Consider the following 19,550-nt stretch of genomic DNA (forward strand, 5'->3'; position numbering starts at 1 on the left):
GACGGGACCATGTCTCGGAACGGAAGGTGTGTCCGCGACCGCCAAAGCCTGATGCACATCACCTCTAGCGCTTGGAGATTTGCAGATGAAGCCCACGTTGGAATTTGCGGGTACCTCTCAACCGACTCTGCTCAGCGCGATTGTGGTTGCAGCTCTCGCGTTTTCCCCGCAAATCGCCAGCGCCGACGAGAGCGGCATCTCATTCTGGGTCCCGGGGCTGTTCGGCAGTCTGGCAGCGGCACCCACCGCCCCAGGCTGGTCCCTCGGGACCATCTACTACCACACCAGTGTGTCCGCTTCCGGTGCTGCCGCAGCGGCCCGAGAAGTCCAGGTCGGCCGCTTCTCTCCGAACGTCAATGTCAGCCTGGACGTCCATCTGAATGCGCCGCCAGACCTGCTGTTCCTGGCTCCGACGTATACGTTCGCGACACCGGTCCTCGGCGGGCAATTGTCCGTCGGCGTCATGGGCGTGTACGGCCGAAACAGCACGACCCTCGATGGCACGCTGACGACCGGGTTCGGTCCGATTTCGGCGACCCGCACGGGAAGCATATCGGACTCGCTCACCGGGTTCGGCGACCTCTACCCGATGGTCACGATGAAGTGGCACGACGGCGTCCACAACTACATGGCCTACGTGACCGGCGACATTCCAGTCGGTGCCTATGAACCCAGCCGCCTCTCCAACATCGGCATCGGTCATGGCGCCATCGACGCGGGCGGGGGTTACACTTACCTCAACCCGATGACGGGATATGAATTCTCCGGCGTCGCTGGCTTCACGTACAACTTCAAGAACCCGGACACGCAGGTTCAGAGCGGCGTCGATTTCCACTTCGATTGGGGCGCGTCGAAATTTCTCTCGAAGCAGGCCTTCATAGGTCTGGTCGGCTATGCCTATCAGCAGGTCTCCGACGATACCGGCGGACTGCCAGCCCTCGGTGGCTTCAGGTCACGGGTTCTCGGCATCGGTCCGCAGTTCGGCTATCTTTTCCCGGTTGGCGGCATGCAGGGATATCTGAACATAAAGGGATATGGCGAATTCGATGCGGCGAACCGGCCGTCGGGCTGGAATACCTGGCTGACCTTTGCGATCTCGCCCGCCGCGCCTGAAAGCACCGTTGCGCCGACCCGGCACAGGGTGACGAAGTAAGGGGATCAACTGGAGGCACAAACCGGCAACCGGCTCTAGCGGCACGTAGGGAAATTGGTGCCGAGCTTGGTCGGAGGGGGCCCTATTGATCTGAGGGGCAAAAAATGCCGAAGAGCAAAACCATCTGGTTCGGTTCGTTGGCCTCAATCGCCGCCGTAGCGATTACAATCGCACCTACCGCAGCGCAGCAACCTAGGAATCCCAACATTGTCGTCATGCTCGCGGACAATTTGGGCTACGGCGAACTGGGCGTATACGGCGGCGGTATCCTTCGCGGCGCGCCCACGCCACGTATAGACGCACTCGCCAGTGAGGGCACGCGCCTACTCAATTTCAATGTTGAAGCGCAGTGTACGCCGTCCCGCTCGGCCCTGCTCACGGGGCGCTTTGCCATCCGTTCCGGCACGTACGAAGTTCCGGTCGGCGGCATCCCCGACGGATTGACACAGTGGGAAATCACCACCGCCGAGCTGTTGTCCGGGCGGGGCTATGCAACCGGGATGTGGGGCAAATGGCATCTTGGCAGCGCCGAAGACCGGATGCCTACCAATCAGGGCTTCGACGAGTGGTATGGCATCCCGCGCACATATGACGAGGCGATGTGGCCATCCCTCGACGAGACAAAAAGCATGTGGCCGTCGGTCGGAAACAGGCAGGGCTGGAATGCGACAGTCGTTCACCCCGAACATATCTATGAAGCACGCAAGGGCGATAAGCCTCGACAGGTCGCTGTGCTGGATGTGGATCACCGCCGCACCATGGACGCGGAGATCACCAGCCGTGCAGTGGAGTTCATCAAGCGCAACGCGAACTCAGGCAAGCCGTTCTATGCCTACGTTCCGTTCGCGCACGTTCACATGCCGACGCTTCCAAATCTTGAGTTCGCGGGCAGAACCGGTAATGGCGATTGGGCCGATTGCCTGGCCGAACTGGACTACCGCACCGGGCAAATCCTCGATGCCATCAAGCAAGCAGGCATCGAAAACGACACACTTGTGATATTCGCCAGCGACAATGGCCCGGAGGCAACCAACCCCTGGGAGGGTGACAACGGGCCCTGGCGCGGAACGTACTTCACGGCGATGGAAGGTTCACTGCGGGCACCGTTCATCATTCGCTGGCCCGGCAAGGTGCCGGCGGGCCGCATAAGCAACGAAATCGTTCACATCGTCGACCTCTTCACGACGCTTGCGCGGGTCGGGGGCGCAGAGGTCCCTACGGATCGCCCGATTGACGGTGTGGATCAGCTGGATTTCTTTTTGGGCAAGCAGGAGACCTCAAACCGCGAAGGGTTTCCCGCCTACGTGGCCGACCGGCTGTCAGCCGTCAAATGGCGAAACTGGAAAGTCCATTTGATCTGGCAGGAAACTATGTACGCCACGCCGCAGAAATTGCCCTTGCCGAGAATCATCAATCTTCTGACCGACCGGAAGGAGGAACGCGATGTTGCGGCGCAAAACTCCTGGGTCGCCGATCCCGCAGTGAGAATCATCGGAGAACTGGAAGCGAGCTTCAAGAGGTACCCTCCGATCAAACTTGGCACCCCAGATCCCTACACGCCGCCAGAGCCGGGTTTGATGCGCACGCGCCCTTGATTCCCCGCCTTCGGGGAAAGACAGCCGTAACTGGGTTGCAATCCGACCGCTACGTCGCCGTCAGCTTCACGCCCAGCCGTCCCGCCAGCTCCTGCACGAATTGCCAGGCAACACGACCCGAGCGGGAGCCGCGCGTGGTCGACCATTCCAGCGCCTCGCGCTCCAGGGCCTCGTCCTCGATCTTGATGCCGAAATGGCTGCAATAGCCGCGCACCATGGCGAGATATTCGTCCTGGCTGCAACGGTGAAAGCCGAGCCAGAGGCCGAAGCGATCCGACAGCGACACCTTTTCCTCGACGGCTTCGCCGGGATTGATCGCGGTCGAGCGCTCGTTCTCGATCATCTCGCGCGCCAGCAGATGGCGGCGGTTGGAAGTGGCGTAGAGGATGACGTTCTCGGGCCGGCCCTCGATGCCGCCTTCGAGCACGGCCTTGAGCGACTTGTATGAGGCGTCATTGCCGTCGAAGGAGAGGTCGTCGATGAACACGATGAAGCGGAAGCTGGCGTCGCGGAGCTTCTCCATCAGCATCGGCAGGCTCTCGATGTCCTCGCGGTGGATCTCGATCAGCTTCAGCCTGTCGGCGGCCTTGCGGTCCGCATTGATGCTGGCATGTGCCGCCTTCACCAGCGACGACTTGCCCATGCCGCGCGCGCCCCAGAGCAGGGCGTTGTTGGCGGGCAGGCCGCCCGCAAAGCGCTCGGTGTTCTCCATCAGGATGTCGCGCATCCGGTCGACGCCCTTGAGCAGGAACAGCTCGACGCGGCTCACCCGCGGCACGGCCGAGAGGCGGCCGTCGGGGTGCCAGACATAGGCATCCGCCCGTTCGAACGACTCGCGCTCGACGGCCGGGCTGCCCTGGGCGGCGAGGTGCGCCGCAATGGTCTCCAGCGCGCGGACGAGGCGCTCCTGGGAGAGGTCCGGGGACGCCTTAATGGTTGCCGTGGGGCGTTTTGCCGCGACGCGGGCGGGCTTGCCGGCAGAGGTACGGGGGCCTTTGCCGGCCGGGCTTTTGCTTGGTTTTTTGGGCATGTCCGAAGTTCCTGAGAATGCAGCCTTATCGGGCCTGACGGCGCGCCGCAAGGTGGCCAAATCGACGGTCTGGCAGCGTTGCAATTGGGGCAATGGCCGCTATAGTCCGCGCGAATTTGACCGAACCGGTCGCCCTTGAGGGCCTGACCGGCTTTCCCCCGTTCTCACGAGGATCGTCCGAATGTTCATTACCCCTGCGTATGCCCAGGCTGCGGGCGCCGGTGACACCAACAGCATGTTGATGTCGCTGCTGCCGTTCGCCCTGATCTTCGTGATCATGTACTTCCTGATTCTGCGCCCCCAGCAGAAGAAGGTCCGCGACCACGCCGATCTCGTGAAGAACATTCGCCGCGGCGACACCGTGGTGACCTCGGGCGGCCTCGTCGGCAAGGTCACCAAGGTCGTCGATGAGGACCAGATCGAGTTCGAGATTTCTGACGGCGTGCGCGTGCGGCAGATGCGCCAGATGATCTCCGGCGTGCGTGCCAAGGGCGAGCCGGCCAAGGAATCCAAGGATAGCGCGAAGGAAGCCGCCAAGGACGACGCCGCGTCGAAGTGAGCGCTTCCGCGAGTCTTCCGAATCTCCTGATCTGACAGGTCCAGTCGATGTTGTATTTCACGCGGTGGAGGGCGCTGGGGATTATCCTGACAGCGCTGATCGTGTGCCTCTGCGCGGTCCCGAATTTCTTCCCCGAGGCGCAGGTGAAGACCTGGCCGGCCTGGGCACAGCGCCGGCTCGTGCTCGGCCTCGACCTTCAGGGCGGCTCCTATCTGCTGCTCGAGGTCGATTCCAACTATGTGAAGAAGGAGCGGCTGGACCAGATCCGCGACGACGTTCGCCGGACGCTGCGCGACGCCAAGATCGGCTTCACCGGCGGCGTGACCGTGCGCAACGACGCGGCCGAGGTGCGCATCACCAAGGAAAGCGATGTGCAGCCGGCGCTCGCCAAGCTGCGCGAACTGTCCCAGCCGCTGGGCGGTCTGATGGGATCCAGCGGCCAGCGCGACCTCGAGGTGGCTGACGCCGGCGGCGGCGTGATCCGCCTGGGCATCCCGCAGGCCGCGATGCTCGACCGCATGCGCAAGACCATCGAGCAGTCGATCCAGATCGTCGAACGCCGCGTCAACGAGCTCGGCACCGTCGAGCCCGTCATCCAGCGCCAGGGCAATGACCGCATCTTGGTGCAGGTCCCCGGCCTCCAGGATCCGACCCGCCTGAAGGAGTTGCTGGGCAAGACCGCGAAGATGGAATTCCGCATGGTCGACACCTCCGTGCCGCCGGATCAGGCGCAGCAGGGCAGGTTGCCGCCGGAGTCCGAACTGCTGATGAGCGCCTCGCCGCCGCCCACGCCCTATGTGGTCAAGAAGCAGGTGCTGGTCGCCGGTGGCGATTTGACCGATGCCCAGGCGAGCTTCGACCAGCGCACGGGTGAGCCGGTCGTGAGCTTCAAGTTCAATACTTCGGGTGCGCGCAAGTTCTCGCAGGCGACCCAGGAGAACGTGGGGCTGCCCTTCGCGATTGTGCTCGACAACAAGGTGATCTCGGCGCCCGTCATCCGCGAGCCGATCACCGGCGGCCAGGGCCAGATCTCCGGCAATTTCACCGTTCAGTCCGCCAACGATCTCGCGATCCTGCTGCGCGCCGGCGCGCTGCCGGCGCCGCTCACGGTGGTCGAGGAGCGCACCGTCGGTCCCGGCCTCGGCCAGGACTCGATCGAGAAGGGCGAGCTCGCGGCCTATGTCGGCTCGATCCTGGTCATCGTCTTCATGCTGCTGACCTACCGGCTGTTCGGCGTGTTCGCCAACGTCGCGGTGGCCATCAACGTCGCCATGATCTTCGGCCTGTTGTCGCTGCTCAACGCCACGCTGACGCTGCCCGGCATCGCCGGCATCGTGCTCACCGTCGGCATCGCGGTGGACTCCAACGTGCTGATCTACGAGCGCATCCGCGAGGAGCTGCGCGGCGGCCGCAACGCGATCTCGGCGATCGACGCCGGCTTCAAGCGGGCGCTCGCGACCATCCTCGATTCCAACATCACCACCTTCATTGCCGCCGCCGTGCTGTTCTACATCGGCACCGGCCCGGTGCGCGGCTTCGCCGTGACGCTCGGCATCGGCATCATCACCACGGTGTTCACCGCCTTCACCCTGACTAGGCTGATCGTCGCCGGGTGGGTGCGGTGGAAGCGGCCGCAGAGCGTGCCGATCTAGGAGCCTGATCGTGACTCACACCGTTCTCATCGGGCTCGGCGTCCTCATTGCCATCCTCACCGTCGTCGCGGCGCTTGGCCTGCTGCCGTCGCTGCGCATCGTCCCCGACAATACCCATTTCGACTTCACGCGCTTCCGCCGCATCAGCTTCCCGATCTCGGCGGTGCTGTCGATCGTCGCGATCACGCTGTTCTTCACCCACGGGCTGAACCTCGGTATCGACTTCAAGGGCGGTACGCTGCTGGAGGTGAAGGCGAGGTCCGGCACCGCCGACATCGCGGCGATGCGCACCACGCTCGACGCCCTGGGTCTCGGCGAAGTCCAGTTGCAGCAGTTCGGCGGCCCCGAGAACGTGCTGATCCGCGTTGCGGAACAGCCGGGCGGCGACGCCGCACAGCAGGCCGCCCTGCAGAAGCTTCGTGGCGCGCTCGGCGACAGCGTCGACATTCAGCGCACCGAGGTGCTCGGTCCGCGCGTCGCCGGTGAGCTCCTGGCCTACGGCATGCTCGGCCTGATGCTCGCGATCGTCGCGATCCTGATCTATCTCTGGTTCCGCTTCGAATGGCAATTCGCGCTGGGCGCCATGATCGCCAACGTGCACGACATCGTGCTGACGATCGGATTCATGTCGATCAGTCAGGTCGATTTCGACCTGACCAGTATCGCCGCGCTTTTGACCATCCTGGGCTATTCGCTCAACGACACCGTCGTCATCTATGACCGGATCCGCGAAATGCTGCGGCGCTACAAGAAGATGCCGATGCCGCAGCTGCTCAACGAATCCATCAACTCGACGCTGTCGCGCTCGATCATCACCCATGTCACCGTGACGCTGGCCCTGCTGGCGCTGCTGCTGTTCGGCGGTCACGCCATCCACAGCTTCACGGCGGTGATGATGTTCGGCGTGGTGCTGGTCGGCACCTATACCTCGATCTTCATTGCGGCGCCGATCCTGATCTATCTCGGCGTCGGCGAGCATCGCGAGGATGCGCCCGATACGGCTACGCCGGCGAAGAAAAACAAGGCATGATCCGAACTGCAGGCCCTCGCAGGCGTTTGCGAGGGCGATAAGCTCATTCGGACGAACCAGATGGCCGGCGATCCCAACGCACCGCATTTCCCGCGCTCGGCGCCGATCGACGCCTATGGCAAGGGCGGCTTCGCCTTTGCCGGCATGTCGCATCGAGGATCGCTGCTGTGCCTGCCCGACGCGATCTGGGCCTGGGACGTGACGGACCCTGCGAAGATCGACCGCTATTCGCTGGATCGGGTATTCGCGGCCGCCAATAGCATCGACACGCTGCTGGTTGGCACTGGAACCGGCCACTGGCTGCCGCCGCCGGAGCTGCGCCAGGCGCTGAAGGCGGTGAGGGTGGTGCTGGACACGATGCAGACCGGCCCGGCCGTGCGCACCTACAACATCATGATCGGCGAACGGCGGCGCGTCGCAGCCGCGCTGATCGCCGTGCCATGAGCAGCGCTGCGCCGCCGGCCGATTCCGCTGCCTTCTGCGCCGATCTCGTGCGCGGCCACGACTTTCCGCGCTACGCCGCGACGCTGTTCGCGCCAGCCGCCGAACGCCGCGCGCTGCTGGCGCTCTATGCCTTCAATGTAGAGATCGTCCGCGTCCGCGACCAGGTGAGCCAGCCCTTGCCCGGCGAAATCCGCCTGCAATGGTGGACCGACATGCTGTCGGGCCATGTCCATGGCAGCGCCGAGGGCAATCCGGTCGCGGCCGAGTTGCTGCGCGCGATCCGCGATTTCGAGCTGCCGGTCGAGCCGCTGTCGCTGCTCGCCGACGAGCACCAGTTCGATCTCTACAACGATCCGATGCCGACCATGGCGGCGCTTGAGGGCTATCTGGCTGCGACCTCATCGGCGCTGTTCGGTCTGGCGGCCCAGGTTCTGGGACCATCGTCGGAGGCGGCCGAGCATCTCGCAAGGCACGCCGGGCTGGCGCAGGGCATCGCGCAGATCATCGCCAATCTGCCGCGCGATGCAGCGCACCGGCAATTGTTCCTGCCGCAGCAGGTGCTGGCGAGCCATGGCTGCAGCATGGAGGACGTGTTCGCCGGCAAGGAGACGCCGAACCTGCGTGCCGTGCTGGAGCAGCTCACGGGCGAGGCGCAGCAGCACGTGACCACGGCCTTGTCGCTGCTGGCGCAGGTGCCGCCGTCGGTGCGACCGGCGTTTCTGCTGCTAAGCCAGGCGCAAGCCGACCTCAGGCGCCTGTCACAGCCCGGGCGCAATCCGTTTGCGCCGCAGATTCCGTCGCGGCTGCGTACACTGTGGACGCTATGGCGGGCTTCACGTTCTCGGGAATTTACCAAATAGCGGTTGGCTTATCGCCTGGCCCAGGCAAATGCTCTATGCTGTCCCATGGCTGAGTTATCCCAAACCACGTCCTCCGATCTCAGCGGCCTTCCGGTCGCGCCTGATGACATTCACGCCGCCGCCGCGACCATCCACGGCGCCGTCGTCGAGACGCCCTGCAGCTACAGTCGCACGCTCAGCAGCATCTGCGGCTGCGATATCTGGCTCAAATTCGAGAACCTCCAGTTCACCTCCTCGTTCAAGGAACGCGGCGCGTTGAACCGGCTCACCGCGCTGACGCCCGAGGAGCGCGCGCGGGGCGTGATCGCGATGTCGGCGGGCAATCACGCTCAGGGCGTCGCCTATCACGCCAAGCGGCTCGGCATTCCCGCCACCATCGTGATGCCGATCGGCACACCGATGGTGAAGGTCGAGAACACCAGGCATCACGGCGCCGAAGTGATCGTGACGGGCGCGACGCTGGAAGAGGCGGCCGCCTTTGCGCGCAGCCGCGGCGAAGCCCGCGGCATGATCTTCGTCCATCCCTACGACGATCCGCTCGTCATCGCGGGGCAGGGCACAGTCGGCCTCGAGATGCTCAAGGCCGTCCCTGAACTCGACACGCTGGTCGTCCCGATCGGCGGCGGCGGGCTGATCAGCGGCATCGTCATTGCCGGAAAGTCGATCAAGCCGTCGCTGCGCGTGCTGGGCGTCGAGGCCTGGCTCTATCCGTCGATGTACAATGCGATCCATGACGGCAATCTGCCGGCGCGCGGCGACACGCTCGCGGAAGGCATCGCGGTGAAATCGCCGGGCAAGATCACCACCGAAATCGTCCGTCGCCTCGTCGACGATATCGCGCTCGTCAACGAAGCCGAGCTCGAGCGCGCGGTCGCGACCCTGATCTCGATCGAGAAGACGGTTGTCGAGGGCGCCGGCGCCGCTGGCCTTGCCGCGCTGATGTCCGATCCCTCCCGCTTCGCCGGCCAGAAGGTCGGCCTCGTCCTGAGCGGCGGCAACATCGACACGAGGCTGATCGCCTCCGTCCTCACGCGCGAGTTGGCGCGCGAAGGACGGCTGACCCAGCTTTCGCTCGATATTCCCGACAGGCCGGGTCAGTTGGCCGCCGTGGCGGCGCTGCTGGCCGAAGCCGGCGCCAACATCATCGAGGTCTCGCACCAGCGCACCTTCTCCGACCTGCCGGCCAAGGCGACGCTGCTGCAACTCGTCATCGAGACCCGCGACAGCGCGCATCTCGACGAGGTCATGGCGCGGCTCAGCGCATCCGGACTGAGCGCGCGCTGCACCTGAGCGCGCCGCTATTGCGGCGTCAGGCTCGCGAGGTGGTCGATCAGCCGGTCAATCTCGGCTTCCGTGTTGTAGTAATGGGGCGAGGCGCGCACGAGCGGCGGCAGCGCGCGGAGTTCGGCGTCGATGCGGGTGCTTGATGGATCCGAAGCGCCGATGGTGATGCCCGCCGCGGCAGCGCTGCGAACAATGGCGTCAGCCTCATGCCCCTCCATCGTGAAGCTGACGATGGCGCCCGGCGTGCGGCCGAGGTCGCGAATGGTGATGCCGCGAATGGAGGCGAGGCCGCTGCGAAGACGGCCCGCAAGCAGGCGGCAGCGCTGCTCGATCGGTCCCATGCCGATATCGAGGGCATAGTCGACGGCGGCGCCGAGTCCGAGCCGGGCCGCATAATTATTTTCCCAGGTCTCGAAGCGGCGTGCATCGTCGCGGAGCCGATATTCATCGCGCGACACCCAGGGTGCCGCGAAATGGTCGATCATCGGCGGTTCGAGCTGTTGCAACAGGGCGCGGCGGATATAGAGAAAACCGGTGCCGCGCGGACCGCGCAGGAATTTGCGCCCCGTCGCCGACAGCATGTCGCAGCTGATCGCTTCGACGTCGACCGGCATCTGGCCGACCGCCTGGCAGGCGTCAAGCAGATAGGGAATGCCGTGCGCCCGCGCGATCCTGCCGATCGCCGCCGCGGGATTGACCAGCCCGCCATTGGTCGGGACCCAGGTGATGGCGATCAGCTTCACGCGCGCGTCGATCATGCGTTCGAGCGCCTGGATGTCGAGTTCGCCCGTTGCGTCGCTCGGCACCACGTCGATGATCGCGCCCGTACGTTTGGCGACTTGCAGGAACGCGACATAGTTGGCGGCGTATTCCGCCTCGGCGGTCAGGATGCGGTCGCCCTTGCGGAACGGCAGCGCGTAGAACGCCATCTGCCAGGCAACCGTCGCGTTCTCCACGAGAGCGATCTCATGGGGCGCGACGTTCAGCAGACGCGCGACCGAGCCGTAAACCGCGTCGAGCCGTCGCGCCTCGCGGTCGGCGGCGGCATAACCCCCGATCTCGCTCTCGAGATCGATATGCCCCTTCATCGCCGCGACAACGGGAGCCGGCATGAGGGCTGCGCCTGCATTATGGAGATAGGCGAGCCGGGCGGCGGCCGGTGTGTCGGCTCGTATCTGGTCGATGTCGATCAAGTGCCGTCCCCACCTCTGCCATTGCCGGCCCTACGAATTAGGCTCGATGACGGGCGGGGGCAAGTTCGTGTGGTTGGACCGGTCGGCGCAGCCGTTTGGAATAAAATGACCGGTCCAGAGTCCATCCTGGTATCAGATTCCAATTCTGTGGCTATTTACCTGAACTTTTGAGAAATCCAGTGCCCCCGAACGCTATATCCTCCTGCATTGGAAAACCGGCCATGCAAGAGAAAACGCAGTCGTCGCGCCCGACCGGCGGGGCGCCCAGAACCAACATCGCCAGGCGGATCGACCTCACGACCCTGCGGCTGTTCATCGCCATCTGCGAAGAGGGCAATTTGACGCGTGCCTCGCAGCGCGAGGCGATTGCGCCCTCTGCCGTCAGCAAGCGCATGCATGACCTCGAGGAGGTTCTCGAGGTCGCCCTGTTCGAGCGGCATTCCACCGGCATGGCGCTGACGCCGGCCGGCGAGTCGCTGCTGCATCATGCGCGCGTGACGCTGCTCAATGTCGAGAAGATCGCGGTCGACATGGCCGAGCATGCGCGCGGCGTGCGTGGCCATGTGCGGATGCTCGCCAACCTGTCGTCGATCGTGGAGTTTCTCCCCGATGATCTGCCCGGCTTCTTTCGCTCGCACGAGCTCGTGCGCCTCGATCTGCAGGAGCGTCCCAGCGCCGATGTCGTTCGCGGCGTCGAGGAGGGCGTGGCGGAAATCGGCATCTGCTCGGCGGATGTGTCGACGCGCGGGCTGGAGCGGTTCTCCTATCGACGGGATCGCCTCGTCATCGTGGTGCGGTCCGACCATCCGCTTGCATCGGCCAGGGACGTCTCGTTCGCCGATACGCTCGACTATGACCATGTCGGCCTATTTGCGGCCAGCTCGATCTATCTTCGCTCTCACTACACGGCGCAGCAGATCGGCAAGTCGATCCGGCTGCGGGTTCACGTCCCGGGCTTTGATGCGGTGTGCAGAATGGTGCAAGCCGGCATGGGCATTGGCCTCATTCCCGACCGCGCCTTCGAAGTCCTCAGTCACGGCATGAATCTGACGGCCGTCGAGCTGAGCGACGAATGGGCCGATCGCGAACTGGTTCTGGTTGCGAGAGACCCCGCGGGATTGTCGGCGACAAGCCAGTTGATGCTCGATCACCTGCGGACGCCGCAGAGCAGGCCTCATTGACGTCGGTTTCCATGCCGTTCGTCATCCGCGAACGCGTGTTCATCAATGGATATTGGACTTGAGATACTGAGCTCGGCGACACCTCGATCAAAGAAGATCGAGGAGCGCCAGACATGGATGGGCCATTATCCGGAATACGAGTCGTCGAGCTCGGAACTTTGATCGCCGCGCCGTTTGCCGCGCGGTTGTTCGCCGAATTCGGCGCCGAAGTCATCAAGATCGAGCAGCCGGGCAGCGGCGATCCCTTGCGCAGGTGGCGCAAGTTGCATCAGGGCACTTCGCTCTGGTGGTACCTGCAGTCGCGCAACAAGAAGTCGATCGCGATCGACTTGAAATCGCCTGACGGCCGCGACGTGGCGCTGCGGCTCGCCGCGCAAGCCGATGTCGTGATCGAGAATTTCAAGCCGGGCAGCCTGGAGAGGCTCGGGCTGGGCTGGGATGTGCTGTCAAAGCTCAATCCCGACCTGACGCTGGTGCGCATCTCCGGGTACGGGCAGACCGGCCCTTATCGCGATCGCTCCGGTTTTGGCGCAATCGGCGAAGCCATGGGCGGGTTGCGCTTTACCACAGGCGACCCCGAAAGCCCGCCAGCCCGGGTCGGCATCAGCATCGGCGACAGCCTGGCATCGCTTCATGGCGTGATCGGCGCACTGATGTCGCTGCTGCGCGTCAAGACCGGGCAGGGCCGAGGGCAGGTGGTCGACGTCTCGCTCTATGAGAGCGTGTTCAATCTCATGGAAAGCCTCGTCCCCGAATACGATCTCATGGGGCATGTCAGGACCCGCACCGGCGGCACCCTGCCGGGCATCAGTCCCTCCAACACCTATCCGAGCTCCGATGGGCGCCACGTCGTCATTGCCGGAAACAGCGATGCGATCTTCAAGCGCCTGATGCAGGTGGCCGGCCGTCCGGACCTAGCGGACGATCCGGCCCTGGCCAGCAATGACGGACGCGTCCGCAGCAACGCCTTGCTCGACGCCGCTATTGCCGCGTGGACCTCGCAGCGAACGATGGACGAGATCCTCGCGAGCCTCGATGCAGCCGATGTTCCTGCGGGCCGGATCTATTCGGTCGCCGACATCGTCGACGATCCCCATTATGCAGCCCGCGACATGATCCTGCCGACCGAGCTGCTGGGTGATGTCACCGTGAAGATGCCGGGCATCGCCCCAAAGCTCTCCGACACGCCGGGTGCGGTCAGGTGGCCGGGACCGACGCTGGGACAGCACACCGATGAGGTGCTGACGGGCCTCGGCTTGCAGGCCGGCGATATCGCGCAGCTGCGCCGCAGTGGAGCAGTGCAATGATGGCGACGCCACCGGATATCATGATCCACGAAGTCGCTCCGCGCGACGGCCTCCAGATCGAAGCGAAGTGGGTCGAAACCGGCGACAAGATCCGGCTGATCAATTCGCTATCTGCGATCGGCTTTGGCCGCATCGAGGTGTCCTCGTTCGTGTCACCGGCATCTGTCCCGTCGCTGCGCGACGCTGCGGACGTCTTCGCCGGCATCGAGCGCCGGCCCGGCACGATCTACACGGCGCTGATCCCGAACCGGAAAGGCGCCGAGCTGGCGCTGGCGGCACGTGTCGACGAGCTCAATTTCGTGATGTCGGCGAGTGAGACGCACAACCGCGCCAACATGAACAGGACGCACGCGCAATCGCTGGCGTCGCTTGCCGAGATCGTGAGGCCCGCTCATGCCGGCGGCGCCTTGGTCAATGCGACCGTCGCAACCGCATTCGGCTGCCCATTCGAAGGCATGCAGCCGTTTGAAAAGGTGCTCGATATCGTCAAGCGCTATCTCGATCTCGGGGCCGACGGCGTCACGCTCGCCGACACCACCGGCATGGCCAATCCCGAGCAGGTCTCGCGGCTGGTGGCCAGGGTCTTGCTGCTGGTCCCGGCGGAGATGCTGACGCTTCATTTCCACAACACGCGCGGCCTCGGCCTCGTCAACGTGCTCGCTGCGCATGACACCGGCGCGCGGCGCTTCGACGCCGCGCTGGGAGGTCTCGGCGGATGTCCATTCGCGCCGGGCGCGACGGGCAATGTCTGCACCGAGGACCTCGTCAATCTCTGCCATGAGATTGGCTTGCGGACCGGTCTCGATCTGCAGCGCTTGATCGATCTCTCGGCCCGGCTGCCCGGCCTGGTCGGACATGAGGTGCCGGGGCAGGTCGCCAAGGCCGGTCGCCCCCGCGATCTGCATCCCATACCGGAACGTCTGCGGGGCTCCGGCTGAGCGGCCGCCACCAAATCTCAAAGCAAATTGGAGGAAACCATGACGATTGCCACGGCGGCTAACGCCGACCTCGGTGCTGGAATCACGGAGCAGCAGGTCATCAAGAAGATCGCGTGGCGGCTGATGCCGCTGATCATCGTCTGCTATTTTTTCGCGTTCTTCGACCGCGTCAACATCAGCTTCGCCAAGACCGCGCTGCAGGCCGATCTCGGCCTCAGCAACACCGCCTACGGATTTGGCGCCAGCCTGTTCGTCGTCGGTTACGTCCTGCTGGAAGTCCCGAGCAACATGCTGCTCTATCGCTTTGGCGCACGGCGCTGGATCGCCCGCATCATGATCTCCTGGGGGCTGGCGACGGCGGCCATGGTCTTCGTCCACAGCGAATGGCAGTTCTACGCGCTACGCTTCGTGATCGGCGCCATGGAGGCCGGCTTTGCGCCGGGCATTCTGTACTACCTGACGCTCTGGTTTCCGAAGTCGCATCGCGGCCGCATGACGTCCGTGTTCTTTCTTGCGACGGCGTTTTCGGGGATCATCGGCGCGCCGATCTCCGGCCTCATCCTCAACTATCTGAACGGGCTGCACGGTCTCGCCGGTTGGCAATGGCTGTTCCTTGCCGGCGGCATTCCATGCGTTGCGCTTGGCTTCGTCGTGCTGCTGCGCTTCGACGACGGGATCGCGCAGGCGGAATGGCTGAGCGATGACGAGCGCCGGCTGATCTCGGTCCAGCTCGATCGCCAGAAGAGCGAGATCGGCGAGCATTCGGCATGGCGCTCGCTGCTCATGCCCGGCGTGCTGTTGCTCGGGTTCATCTACTTCCTGATCCAGATCGCGTCCTATGGCCTCAATTTCTGGGCGCCCGATCTGATCAAGGCGGCCGGAGGAGGCAGCGCGGCCGCGATCGGCTTCCTGACCGCCGTACCCTACATTTGCGGCGCGATCTGCATGATCATCGTCGGGCGCTTGTCGGATGCGTCAGGCGAACGTCCGAAGTTTGTCGCCGGCCTGGTTCTGGTTGCGGCCGTGGGCTTCTTTGCCTCCGGTGCATTCGACTGGAACGTCGTCACGCTGGTCGGCGCGCTGGCCATTCTCGGCGCCGGCGTCGTTGCGTCGATTCCAACCTTCTGGACGCTGCCTCCGAAGATTCTCACCGGAGCGGGCGCGGCGAGCGGAATTGCCCTCATCAACACGCTGGGGCAGGTCGGCGGCATCGTCAGTCCGGTCATGGTCGGCTCGGTCAAGGATATGACCGGCAGCACGACGCCGGCACTCTACGTCATTGGCGGCTTGTGCGTCGTATGCGCCACGCTGCTCTTGACGGTGTTGCCGCGCGAACTGAAAGCCAAGGATTTGGCGGAACCCGTGCGGTAGCGACTGCGGCAATCGAGGCGGCCCGCCGCGGCTGAAGTCGTCTCGTCAGATGCAGAGGCTGAGCAGCTTGATGTGACAGCTGCTCGGCTTCGGCTTGCTGGCAGGCGCCGCCTCGCGCTTCACGGCGACCACCGGCTCCCCGTCGTTCTTCTTGCCTCTGCCTTTGCCTTTGCCCTTCGGCTCGTAATCGCCTGCGATCACCATCGCCCAATAGGTGCGTTTGCCGCTGGCGTTCCTGGCGCTCGCGATGCCGACGCGGGAGGCGTTGTGCAGCAGGAGGTTCTTGCGGTGCCCGGAGGAGTCGATCCACTGTCCCAGCGTCTTCTCGAAATTGTCGTAGCCGTAGGCGATGTTCTCGGCGGCGCGGCCCGCGCCCGCCGGTGCGACGCGCCGGTTGAACGGGCCAAGCGCATCGTGGCTGAGGTCGTCCTTCGCGGCCATGGCGCGCGCCTGGTCCATGGCGATGCGGTCGAGAGTTGAATCGCGGACAACGCGGACTTCACCGTGCTTGAGGCGGAAGCCGGAGATCAGCTCGGCCGGGGATTCGGCCATTGCGGGGGCGGCCGCCAGCAGCAGGACGCCGGCGATCAGGCCGCGAACCGTACGCTGCATCGTCATCCCCCCAGTGCCCATGACCCCGCCAAGCCCGAATTGTCCGACTGCTTCTCTATCGCCAATGTGGATGCTTCAAGGCACGGACCGCCACACTAGCCGGCCGGCAGGTCCGCCTCGAAATTGAACCGATCGCGCAGGTTCTTGCGCTGTTCCAGAATGTCCTTGAGGAAGGCGCGGTCCTGGTCGTTCTTCATCATCGGCTCGATCAGGTCGAGCTGGTTCATGGCGACCAGTTGCAGGATCTCGGTGCGCGGCTTGCCGCTAGTGTCGCGCGGTAGCGCGTGCACGACCTGGATGTGTTCCGGCGGTTTTGGACCTTTGGCCGCGGAAAGCTCGCTCCGGAGCTGGCCTTCGAGCGTGGCCTGATCCGCCTCGACGAAGGCGTAGAGGCCGACGCCGGAGCGCCGATCGGCAAAGGCGACGATGGCGGTGTCGCGCACGGCAGGATTCTTGAGGATCAGCGCGGCCAGCACCGGCGCATCGTTCACGAGCCGGCGGCCGCCGCCTTCGCGGTCGGTGAAGTTGAACAGGCCGCGGGTAATCGCGCGATAGACCTTCTTGCCGGTAACGAGCCATAGGCTCGCGGCAAACGATTTCTTCGCCAGGATTTTTCGCTCGCGCGGCGTCAGCGCTTCGGGCGCATAGGAGCGCTTGTGCTTGAGCAGGTGGCGGAGGTCTTCGTAGGCAAGGATGCGATAGAGCCGGCCGCGCCGGGTAAAGCACGCGGCAAGCTGGAAGTCCGTCACATAGGCGCGGCCGTCGCGGCCGACCAGCCAGTTCTGCTCCTTCGCGAGATCGTTGTGGCAGATGCCGGCGCGGCGCAGCCGTCGCAACGCCGCCTTGGCCGAACGGAAATAGGCGAGGTCGCCATGGGGCTTTGCCAGATGCAGCGCGACGCCGTCGACGAAGCCGCGCACCAAGGCGCGGCGGCCGGCCCAGAGCAGCTCGGGGCCGATATTCAGACCCTTGGCGAGCGCGAGCGCATGCTTCTCGCGTGCGAACAGATGCCGTGCCAGCAGGAATGACCACCACGGCACTTCGTCGAGCCGGCGCAGCACCGCGTCGACCTCGCCGGTCTCGGCACGGAAGCGGCCGCGCTCGACGGTCGAGAACACATCGCGCTTGAGCAGGACGCCCTCGGTCCAGCGCGCCGAGAGCTCTGCGGCGTCGTCTTTGGGGAGGCTCATCGAAAACTCACGCGGCGGCGGCAATGCGCAGGTGATCGGCGATCCAGCGATCGAGATCGGCGAGCGCCCGTGCACTCATCGCCTGCTTCTTGGCCACCGTCTTCTCGTTGCCGCGCAGGCGCGTGCCGTCGGGCTTCTTGGTCGGCGCGCTCGCGAGGGGCGGGAACAGTCCGAAATTGATGTTCATCGGCTGGAACGAGCGCGTGCCCGGTTCGATGGTCTCGATGTGGCCGCCGGTGATGTGGCCGAGCAGCGATCCCAGCGCGGTCGTGCCCGGCGGGCTCTCGAGCGTCTCGCCGCGCGCGTCCGCGGCCGCATAGAGGCCGGCGATCAGGCCGACGCTGGCAGACTCCACATAGCCCTCGCAGCCCGTCATCTGGCCGGCGAAGCGCAGCCGCGGCTGCGCGCGCAGGCGCAACTGGCCGTCGAGCAGCTTTGGTGAATTGAGGAAGGTGTTGCGGTGCAGGCCGCCGAGGCGGGCGAACTCGGCCTTCTCCAGCCCGGGAATGGTGCGGAAGATGCGCTGCTGCTCGCCGTATTTCAGCTTCGTCTGGAAGCCGACGATGTTGTAGAGCGTGCCGAGCTTGTTGTCCTGGCGCAGCTGCACGATGGCGTAGGCCTTCGTCGCCGGATCGTGCGGATTGGTGAGGCCGACCGGCTTCATCGGGCCGTGGCGCAGCGTCTCGGGCCCGCGCTCCGCCATCACCTCGATCGGCAGGCAGCCGTCGAAATAGGGCGTGTTGGTCTCCCACTCCTTGAACTCGGTCTTCTCGCCGGCGATCAGCGCGGCGACGAAGCTGTCATACTGCTCCTTCGTCATGGGGCAGTTGATGTAGTCGGCGCCGTTGCCGCCGGGGCCGACCTTGTCGTAGCGCGACTGGAACCAGGCCACCGACATGTCAATGGACTCGCGGTGCACGATCGGCGCGATCGCATCGAAGAAGGCGAGCGCGTTCTCGTCGGTCAGCGCGCGGATGGCATCGGCCAGCGGCGCCGAGGTGAGGGGGCCGGTGGCAACGATGACGTTGCTCCACTCGGCCGGCGGCAGGCCTGCGATCTCGCCGCGGGCGATCTCGATCAGGGGATGCTCGTTCAGTGCCTTGGTGACGGCCGCGGAGAAGCCCTCGCGGTCGACCGCAAGGGCGCCGCCGGCGGGCACCTGGTTGGCGTCGGCCGCGCGCATGATCAGCGAGTCGAGGCGGCGCATCTCCGCATGCAGCAGACCGACGGCGTTGTTGGCGGCGTCGTCCGAGCGGAACGAGTTGGAGCAGACCAGCTCGGCGAGCCCGTCGGTGCGGTGCGCCTCGGTCATGCGGTCCGGCCGCATCTCGTGCAGCACCACGGGCACGCCGGCTTTGGCGACCTGCCAAGCGGCCTCGGAGCCGGCAAGGCCCGCGCCGATCACGTGCACACTATTGGAATGGGATCCTGTCATGGGGCGGACAGGTAGCGCTTTTCGGCGACAAGTGGAATCGCCGAGATCGAGTTTTCTGCCTCCGGAAACGACAACGCCCGCACGAGGCGGGCGCTATCGGTCCGTTCCGGGAAGGGCTGAACGATATCAGCCCTGATACTGGCCGGCGGCAACGCGCGGGATGTCCGAGCGATCGAGGCCGATGTCGGCCAGTTCGCGATCGCTGAGCTGGGACAGCTCGGCAACATTGCGCTGATAGTCCCGGAAGGTCTGGATCATGCGGATGAGCGAGAGCAGCATTGGTAGTCTCCTGTAGTTCGATTCAGCCTTTGCTTTAGGCCTCATCGTTGAAATGAATATAGGTGAGAGTGGTGCAGTGCGAAAGTTCCGATGTTGCGATGCAGCTAAGCGAAGAGTGCATAGCATCGGTAAGGGGCGATTAACCTCTTGGCAGGCCCGCCCAAGAGCTGGGCGGGAGCAACCGCTTTCTGCAATAAAATACCGTGAAATCACGGAGTTAAAGCAGGCATTGCGGTTCCGATGAGGGTTGAAATAAGTCGCGATCCCGTGATCCGCAACACGTCGGGTCAGCTTGTAAGCCCAAGTCTCGCATGCGCGAATCGCATGAATCGCAGAAGCATATAAATGAATCTTGATTCGAAATTTTGCCAAGGGCGTCGCGCTTGCGGAACTGCGATTCGTCGGCACCGACGGCAGGGAGTGCTCTCAAGACTGTC

At 64.7% G+C, this 19,550-nt stretch carries 18 protein-coding genes; 12 read left to right on the forward strand and 6 right to left on the reverse strand.

Going from position 1 to position 19,550, the window contains the following annotated elements:
- The first annotated feature begins 85 nt into the window (after nucleotides 1-85).
- Both JQ635_RS17680 and JQ635_RS17685 read left to right on the forward strand, forming a co-directional pair.
- A complete protein-coding gene (locus JQ635_RS17680; RefSeq protein WP_211411111.1) occupies nucleotides 86-1,153 on the forward strand; it encodes a SphA family protein in 1,068 nt (355 codons plus the stop codon).
- A gap of 104 nt (nucleotides 1,154-1,257) precedes the next feature.
- Complete coding sequence (locus tag JQ635_RS17685; RefSeq protein WP_211411112.1) at nucleotides 1,258-2,748, forward strand: arylsulfatase; 1,491 nt, start codon at nucleotides 1,258-1,260, stop codon at nucleotides 2,746-2,748.
- Nucleotides 2,749-2,797: 49 nt separating this feature from the next.
- On the opposite strand, the gene JQ635_RS17690 is transcribed toward JQ635_RS17685, so the two are convergent.
- Nucleotides 2,798-3,778 carry an ATP-binding protein gene (locus tag JQ635_RS17690; protein WP_211411113.1) on the reverse strand — a complete coding sequence of 327 codons (981 nt, stop codon included), beginning with the start codon at nucleotides 3,776-3,778 and terminating at the stop codon, nucleotides 2,798-2,800.
- 181 nt (nucleotides 3,779-3,959) lie between these two features.
- On the opposite strand from JQ635_RS17690, the gene yajC reads away from it, so the two are divergent.
- The 6 genes from yajC to JQ635_RS17720 are packed head-to-tail and all read left to right on the forward strand — an operon-like array spanning nucleotide 3,960 to nucleotide 9,613.
- Nucleotides 3,960-4,337: a preprotein translocase subunit YajC gene (gene yajC / locus JQ635_RS17695; protein WP_211411114.1), complete on the forward strand. Its 378-nt coding sequence runs from the start codon at nucleotides 3,960-3,962 to the stop codon at nucleotides 4,335-4,337.
- Nucleotides 4,338-4,384: 47 nt separating this feature from the next.
- Nucleotides 4,385-5,989, forward strand: a complete 1,605-nt coding sequence (secD, locus tag JQ635_RS17700) for a protein translocase subunit SecD (RefSeq protein WP_211411115.1) — start codon at nucleotides 4,385-4,387, stop codon at nucleotides 5,987-5,989.
- Between the two features lie 10 nt (nucleotides 5,990-5,999).
- Nucleotides 6,000-7,019: a protein translocase subunit SecF gene (gene secF / locus JQ635_RS17705; RefSeq protein WP_211411116.1), complete on the forward strand. Its 1,020-nt coding sequence runs from the start codon at nucleotides 6,000-6,002 to the stop codon at nucleotides 7,017-7,019.
- Nucleotides 7,020-7,079: 60 nt separating this feature from the next.
- Nucleotides 7,080-7,463: an Mth938-like domain-containing protein gene (locus tag JQ635_RS17710; RefSeq protein WP_018642181.1), complete on the forward strand. Its 384-nt coding sequence runs from the start codon at nucleotides 7,080-7,082 to the stop codon at nucleotides 7,461-7,463.
- Entirely contained in the window at nucleotides 7,460-8,323 is an 864-nt protein-coding gene (locus JQ635_RS17715; protein WP_211411117.1) for a phytoene/squalene synthase family protein, read from the forward strand. The genes JQ635_RS17710 and JQ635_RS17715 overlap by 4 nt, the downstream gene beginning before the upstream one ends.
- 45 nt (nucleotides 8,324-8,368) lie before the next feature.
- Nucleotides 8,369-9,613 carry a threonine ammonia-lyase gene (locus JQ635_RS17720; RefSeq protein WP_211411118.1) on the forward strand — a complete coding sequence of 415 codons (1,245 nt, stop codon included), beginning with the start codon at nucleotides 8,369-8,371 and terminating at the stop codon, nucleotides 9,611-9,613.
- An 8-nt stretch (nucleotides 9,614-9,621) separates the two neighbouring features.
- On the opposite strand, the gene JQ635_RS17725 is transcribed toward JQ635_RS17720, so the two are convergent.
- On the reverse strand, nucleotides 9,622-10,800 hold the full coding sequence (locus JQ635_RS17725) for an aminotransferase class V-fold PLP-dependent enzyme (RefSeq protein ID WP_211411119.1): 1,179 nt from the start codon (nucleotides 10,798-10,800) through the stop codon (nucleotides 9,622-9,624).
- A gap of 221 nt (nucleotides 10,801-11,021) precedes the next feature.
- Between JQ635_RS17725 and JQ635_RS17730 the strand changes: the two genes are divergently transcribed.
- From JQ635_RS17730 to JQ635_RS17745, 4 genes are all read left to right on the forward strand, one after another.
- Nucleotides 11,022-11,981, forward strand: coding sequence for a LysR family transcriptional regulator (locus JQ635_RS17730; protein ID WP_211411120.1), 960 nt, complete (start codon nucleotides 11,022-11,024; stop codon nucleotides 11,979-11,981).
- A gap of 113 nt (nucleotides 11,982-12,094) precedes the next feature.
- Nucleotides 12,095-13,288: a CaiB/BaiF CoA transferase family protein gene (locus tag JQ635_RS17735; RefSeq protein ID WP_211411121.1), complete on the forward strand. Its 1,194-nt coding sequence runs from the start codon at nucleotides 12,095-12,097 to the stop codon at nucleotides 13,286-13,288.
- Nucleotides 13,285-14,226, forward strand: a complete 942-nt coding sequence (locus JQ635_RS17740; RefSeq protein WP_211411122.1) for a hydroxymethylglutaryl-CoA lyase — start codon at nucleotides 13,285-13,287, stop codon at nucleotides 14,224-14,226. Before JQ635_RS17735 ends, JQ635_RS17740 begins: the two co-directional genes overlap by 4 nt.
- A gap of 39 nt (nucleotides 14,227-14,265) precedes the next feature.
- Nucleotides 14,266-15,597, forward strand: a complete 1,332-nt coding sequence (locus JQ635_RS17745; protein WP_211411123.1) for an MFS transporter — start codon at nucleotides 14,266-14,268, stop codon at nucleotides 15,595-15,597.
- Nucleotides 15,598-15,642: 45 nt separating this feature from the next.
- Here JQ635_RS17745 and JQ635_RS17750 read toward each other — a convergent pair whose 3' ends face one another.
- From JQ635_RS17750 to JQ635_RS17765, 4 genes are all read right to left on the reverse strand, one after another.
- Complete coding sequence (locus JQ635_RS17750; RefSeq protein WP_211411124.1) at nucleotides 15,643-16,209, reverse strand: CAP domain-containing protein; 567 nt, start codon at nucleotides 16,207-16,209, stop codon at nucleotides 15,643-15,645.
- Between the two features lie 95 nt (nucleotides 16,210-16,304).
- Complete coding sequence (locus tag JQ635_RS17755) at nucleotides 16,305-17,399, reverse strand: AMP-binding enzyme (RefSeq protein WP_211411125.1); 1,095 nt, start codon at nucleotides 17,397-17,399, stop codon at nucleotides 16,305-16,307.
- Nucleotides 17,400-17,406: 7 nt separating this feature from the next.
- Entirely contained in the window at nucleotides 17,407-18,834 is a 1,428-nt protein-coding gene (trmFO, locus tag JQ635_RS17760; protein WP_211411126.1) for a methylenetetrahydrofolate--tRNA-(uracil(54)-C(5))-methyltransferase (FADH(2)-oxidizing) TrmFO, read from the reverse strand.
- 126 nt (nucleotides 18,835-18,960) lie between these two features.
- Nucleotides 18,961-19,113, reverse strand: coding sequence for a DUF1127 domain-containing protein (locus JQ635_RS17765; RefSeq protein WP_211411127.1), 153 nt, complete (start codon nucleotides 19,111-19,113; stop codon nucleotides 18,961-18,963).
- Nucleotides 19,114-19,550: the final 437 nt, after the last annotated feature.

It is taken from the genome of Bradyrhizobium iriomotense (assembly GCF_018130765.1).
GTDB classification, from domain to species: domain Bacteria; phylum Pseudomonadota; class Alphaproteobacteria; order Rhizobiales; family Xanthobacteraceae; genus Bradyrhizobium; species Bradyrhizobium iriomotense_A.

Excerpts from the sequence above, each read along its gene's own strand:
- JQ635_RS17680 (WP_211411111.1), top strand. The coding sequence starts at position 86 with ATGAAGCCCACGTTGGAATTTGCGGGTACCTCTCAACCGACTCTGCTC.
- JQ635_RS17685 (WP_211411112.1), top strand. The coding sequence starts at position 1,258 with ATGCCGAAGAGCAAAACCATCTGGTTCGGTTCGTTGGCCTCAATCGCC.
- JQ635_RS17690 (WP_211411113.1), bottom strand. The coding sequence starts at position 3,778 with ATGCCCAAAAAACCAAGCAAAAGCCCGGCCGGCAAAGGCCCCCGTACC.
- yajC (WP_211411114.1), top strand. The coding sequence starts at position 3,960 with ATGTTCATTACCCCTGCGTATGCCCAGGCTGCGGGCGCCGGTGACACC.
- secD (WP_211411115.1), top strand. The coding sequence starts at position 4,385 with ATGTTGTATTTCACGCGGTGGAGGGCGCTGGGGATTATCCTGACAGCG.
- JQ635_RS17710 (WP_018642181.1), top strand. The coding sequence starts at position 7,080 with ATGGCCGGCGATCCCAACGCACCGCATTTCCCGCGCTCGGCGCCGATC.
- JQ635_RS17715 (WP_211411117.1), top strand. The coding sequence starts at position 7,460 with ATGAGCAGCGCTGCGCCGCCGGCCGATTCCGCTGCCTTCTGCGCCGAT.
- JQ635_RS17720 (WP_211411118.1), top strand. The coding sequence starts at position 8,369 with ATGGCTGAGTTATCCCAAACCACGTCCTCCGATCTCAGCGGCCTTCCG.
- JQ635_RS17730 (WP_211411120.1), top strand. The coding sequence starts at position 11,022 with ATGCAAGAGAAAACGCAGTCGTCGCGCCCGACCGGCGGGGCGCCCAGA.
- JQ635_RS17735 (WP_211411121.1), top strand. The coding sequence starts at position 12,095 with ATGGATGGGCCATTATCCGGAATACGAGTCGTCGAGCTCGGAACTTTG.
- JQ635_RS17740 (WP_211411122.1), top strand. The coding sequence starts at position 13,285 with ATGATGGCGACGCCACCGGATATCATGATCCACGAAGTCGCTCCGCGC.
- JQ635_RS17745 (WP_211411123.1), top strand. The coding sequence starts at position 14,266 with ATGACGATTGCCACGGCGGCTAACGCCGACCTCGGTGCTGGAATCACG.
- JQ635_RS17750 (WP_211411124.1), bottom strand. The coding sequence starts at position 16,209 with ATGCAGCGTACGGTTCGCGGCCTGATCGCCGGCGTCCTGCTGCTGGCG.
- JQ635_RS17755 (WP_211411125.1), bottom strand. The coding sequence starts at position 17,399 with ATGAGCCTCCCCAAAGACGACGCCGCAGAGCTCTCGGCGCGCTGGACC.
- trmFO (WP_211411126.1), bottom strand. The coding sequence starts at position 18,834 with ATGACAGGATCCCATTCCAATAGTGTGCACGTGATCGGCGCGGGCCTT.
- JQ635_RS17765 (WP_211411127.1), bottom strand. The coding sequence starts at position 19,113 with ATGCTGCTCTCGCTCATCCGCATGATCCAGACCTTCCGGGACTATCAG.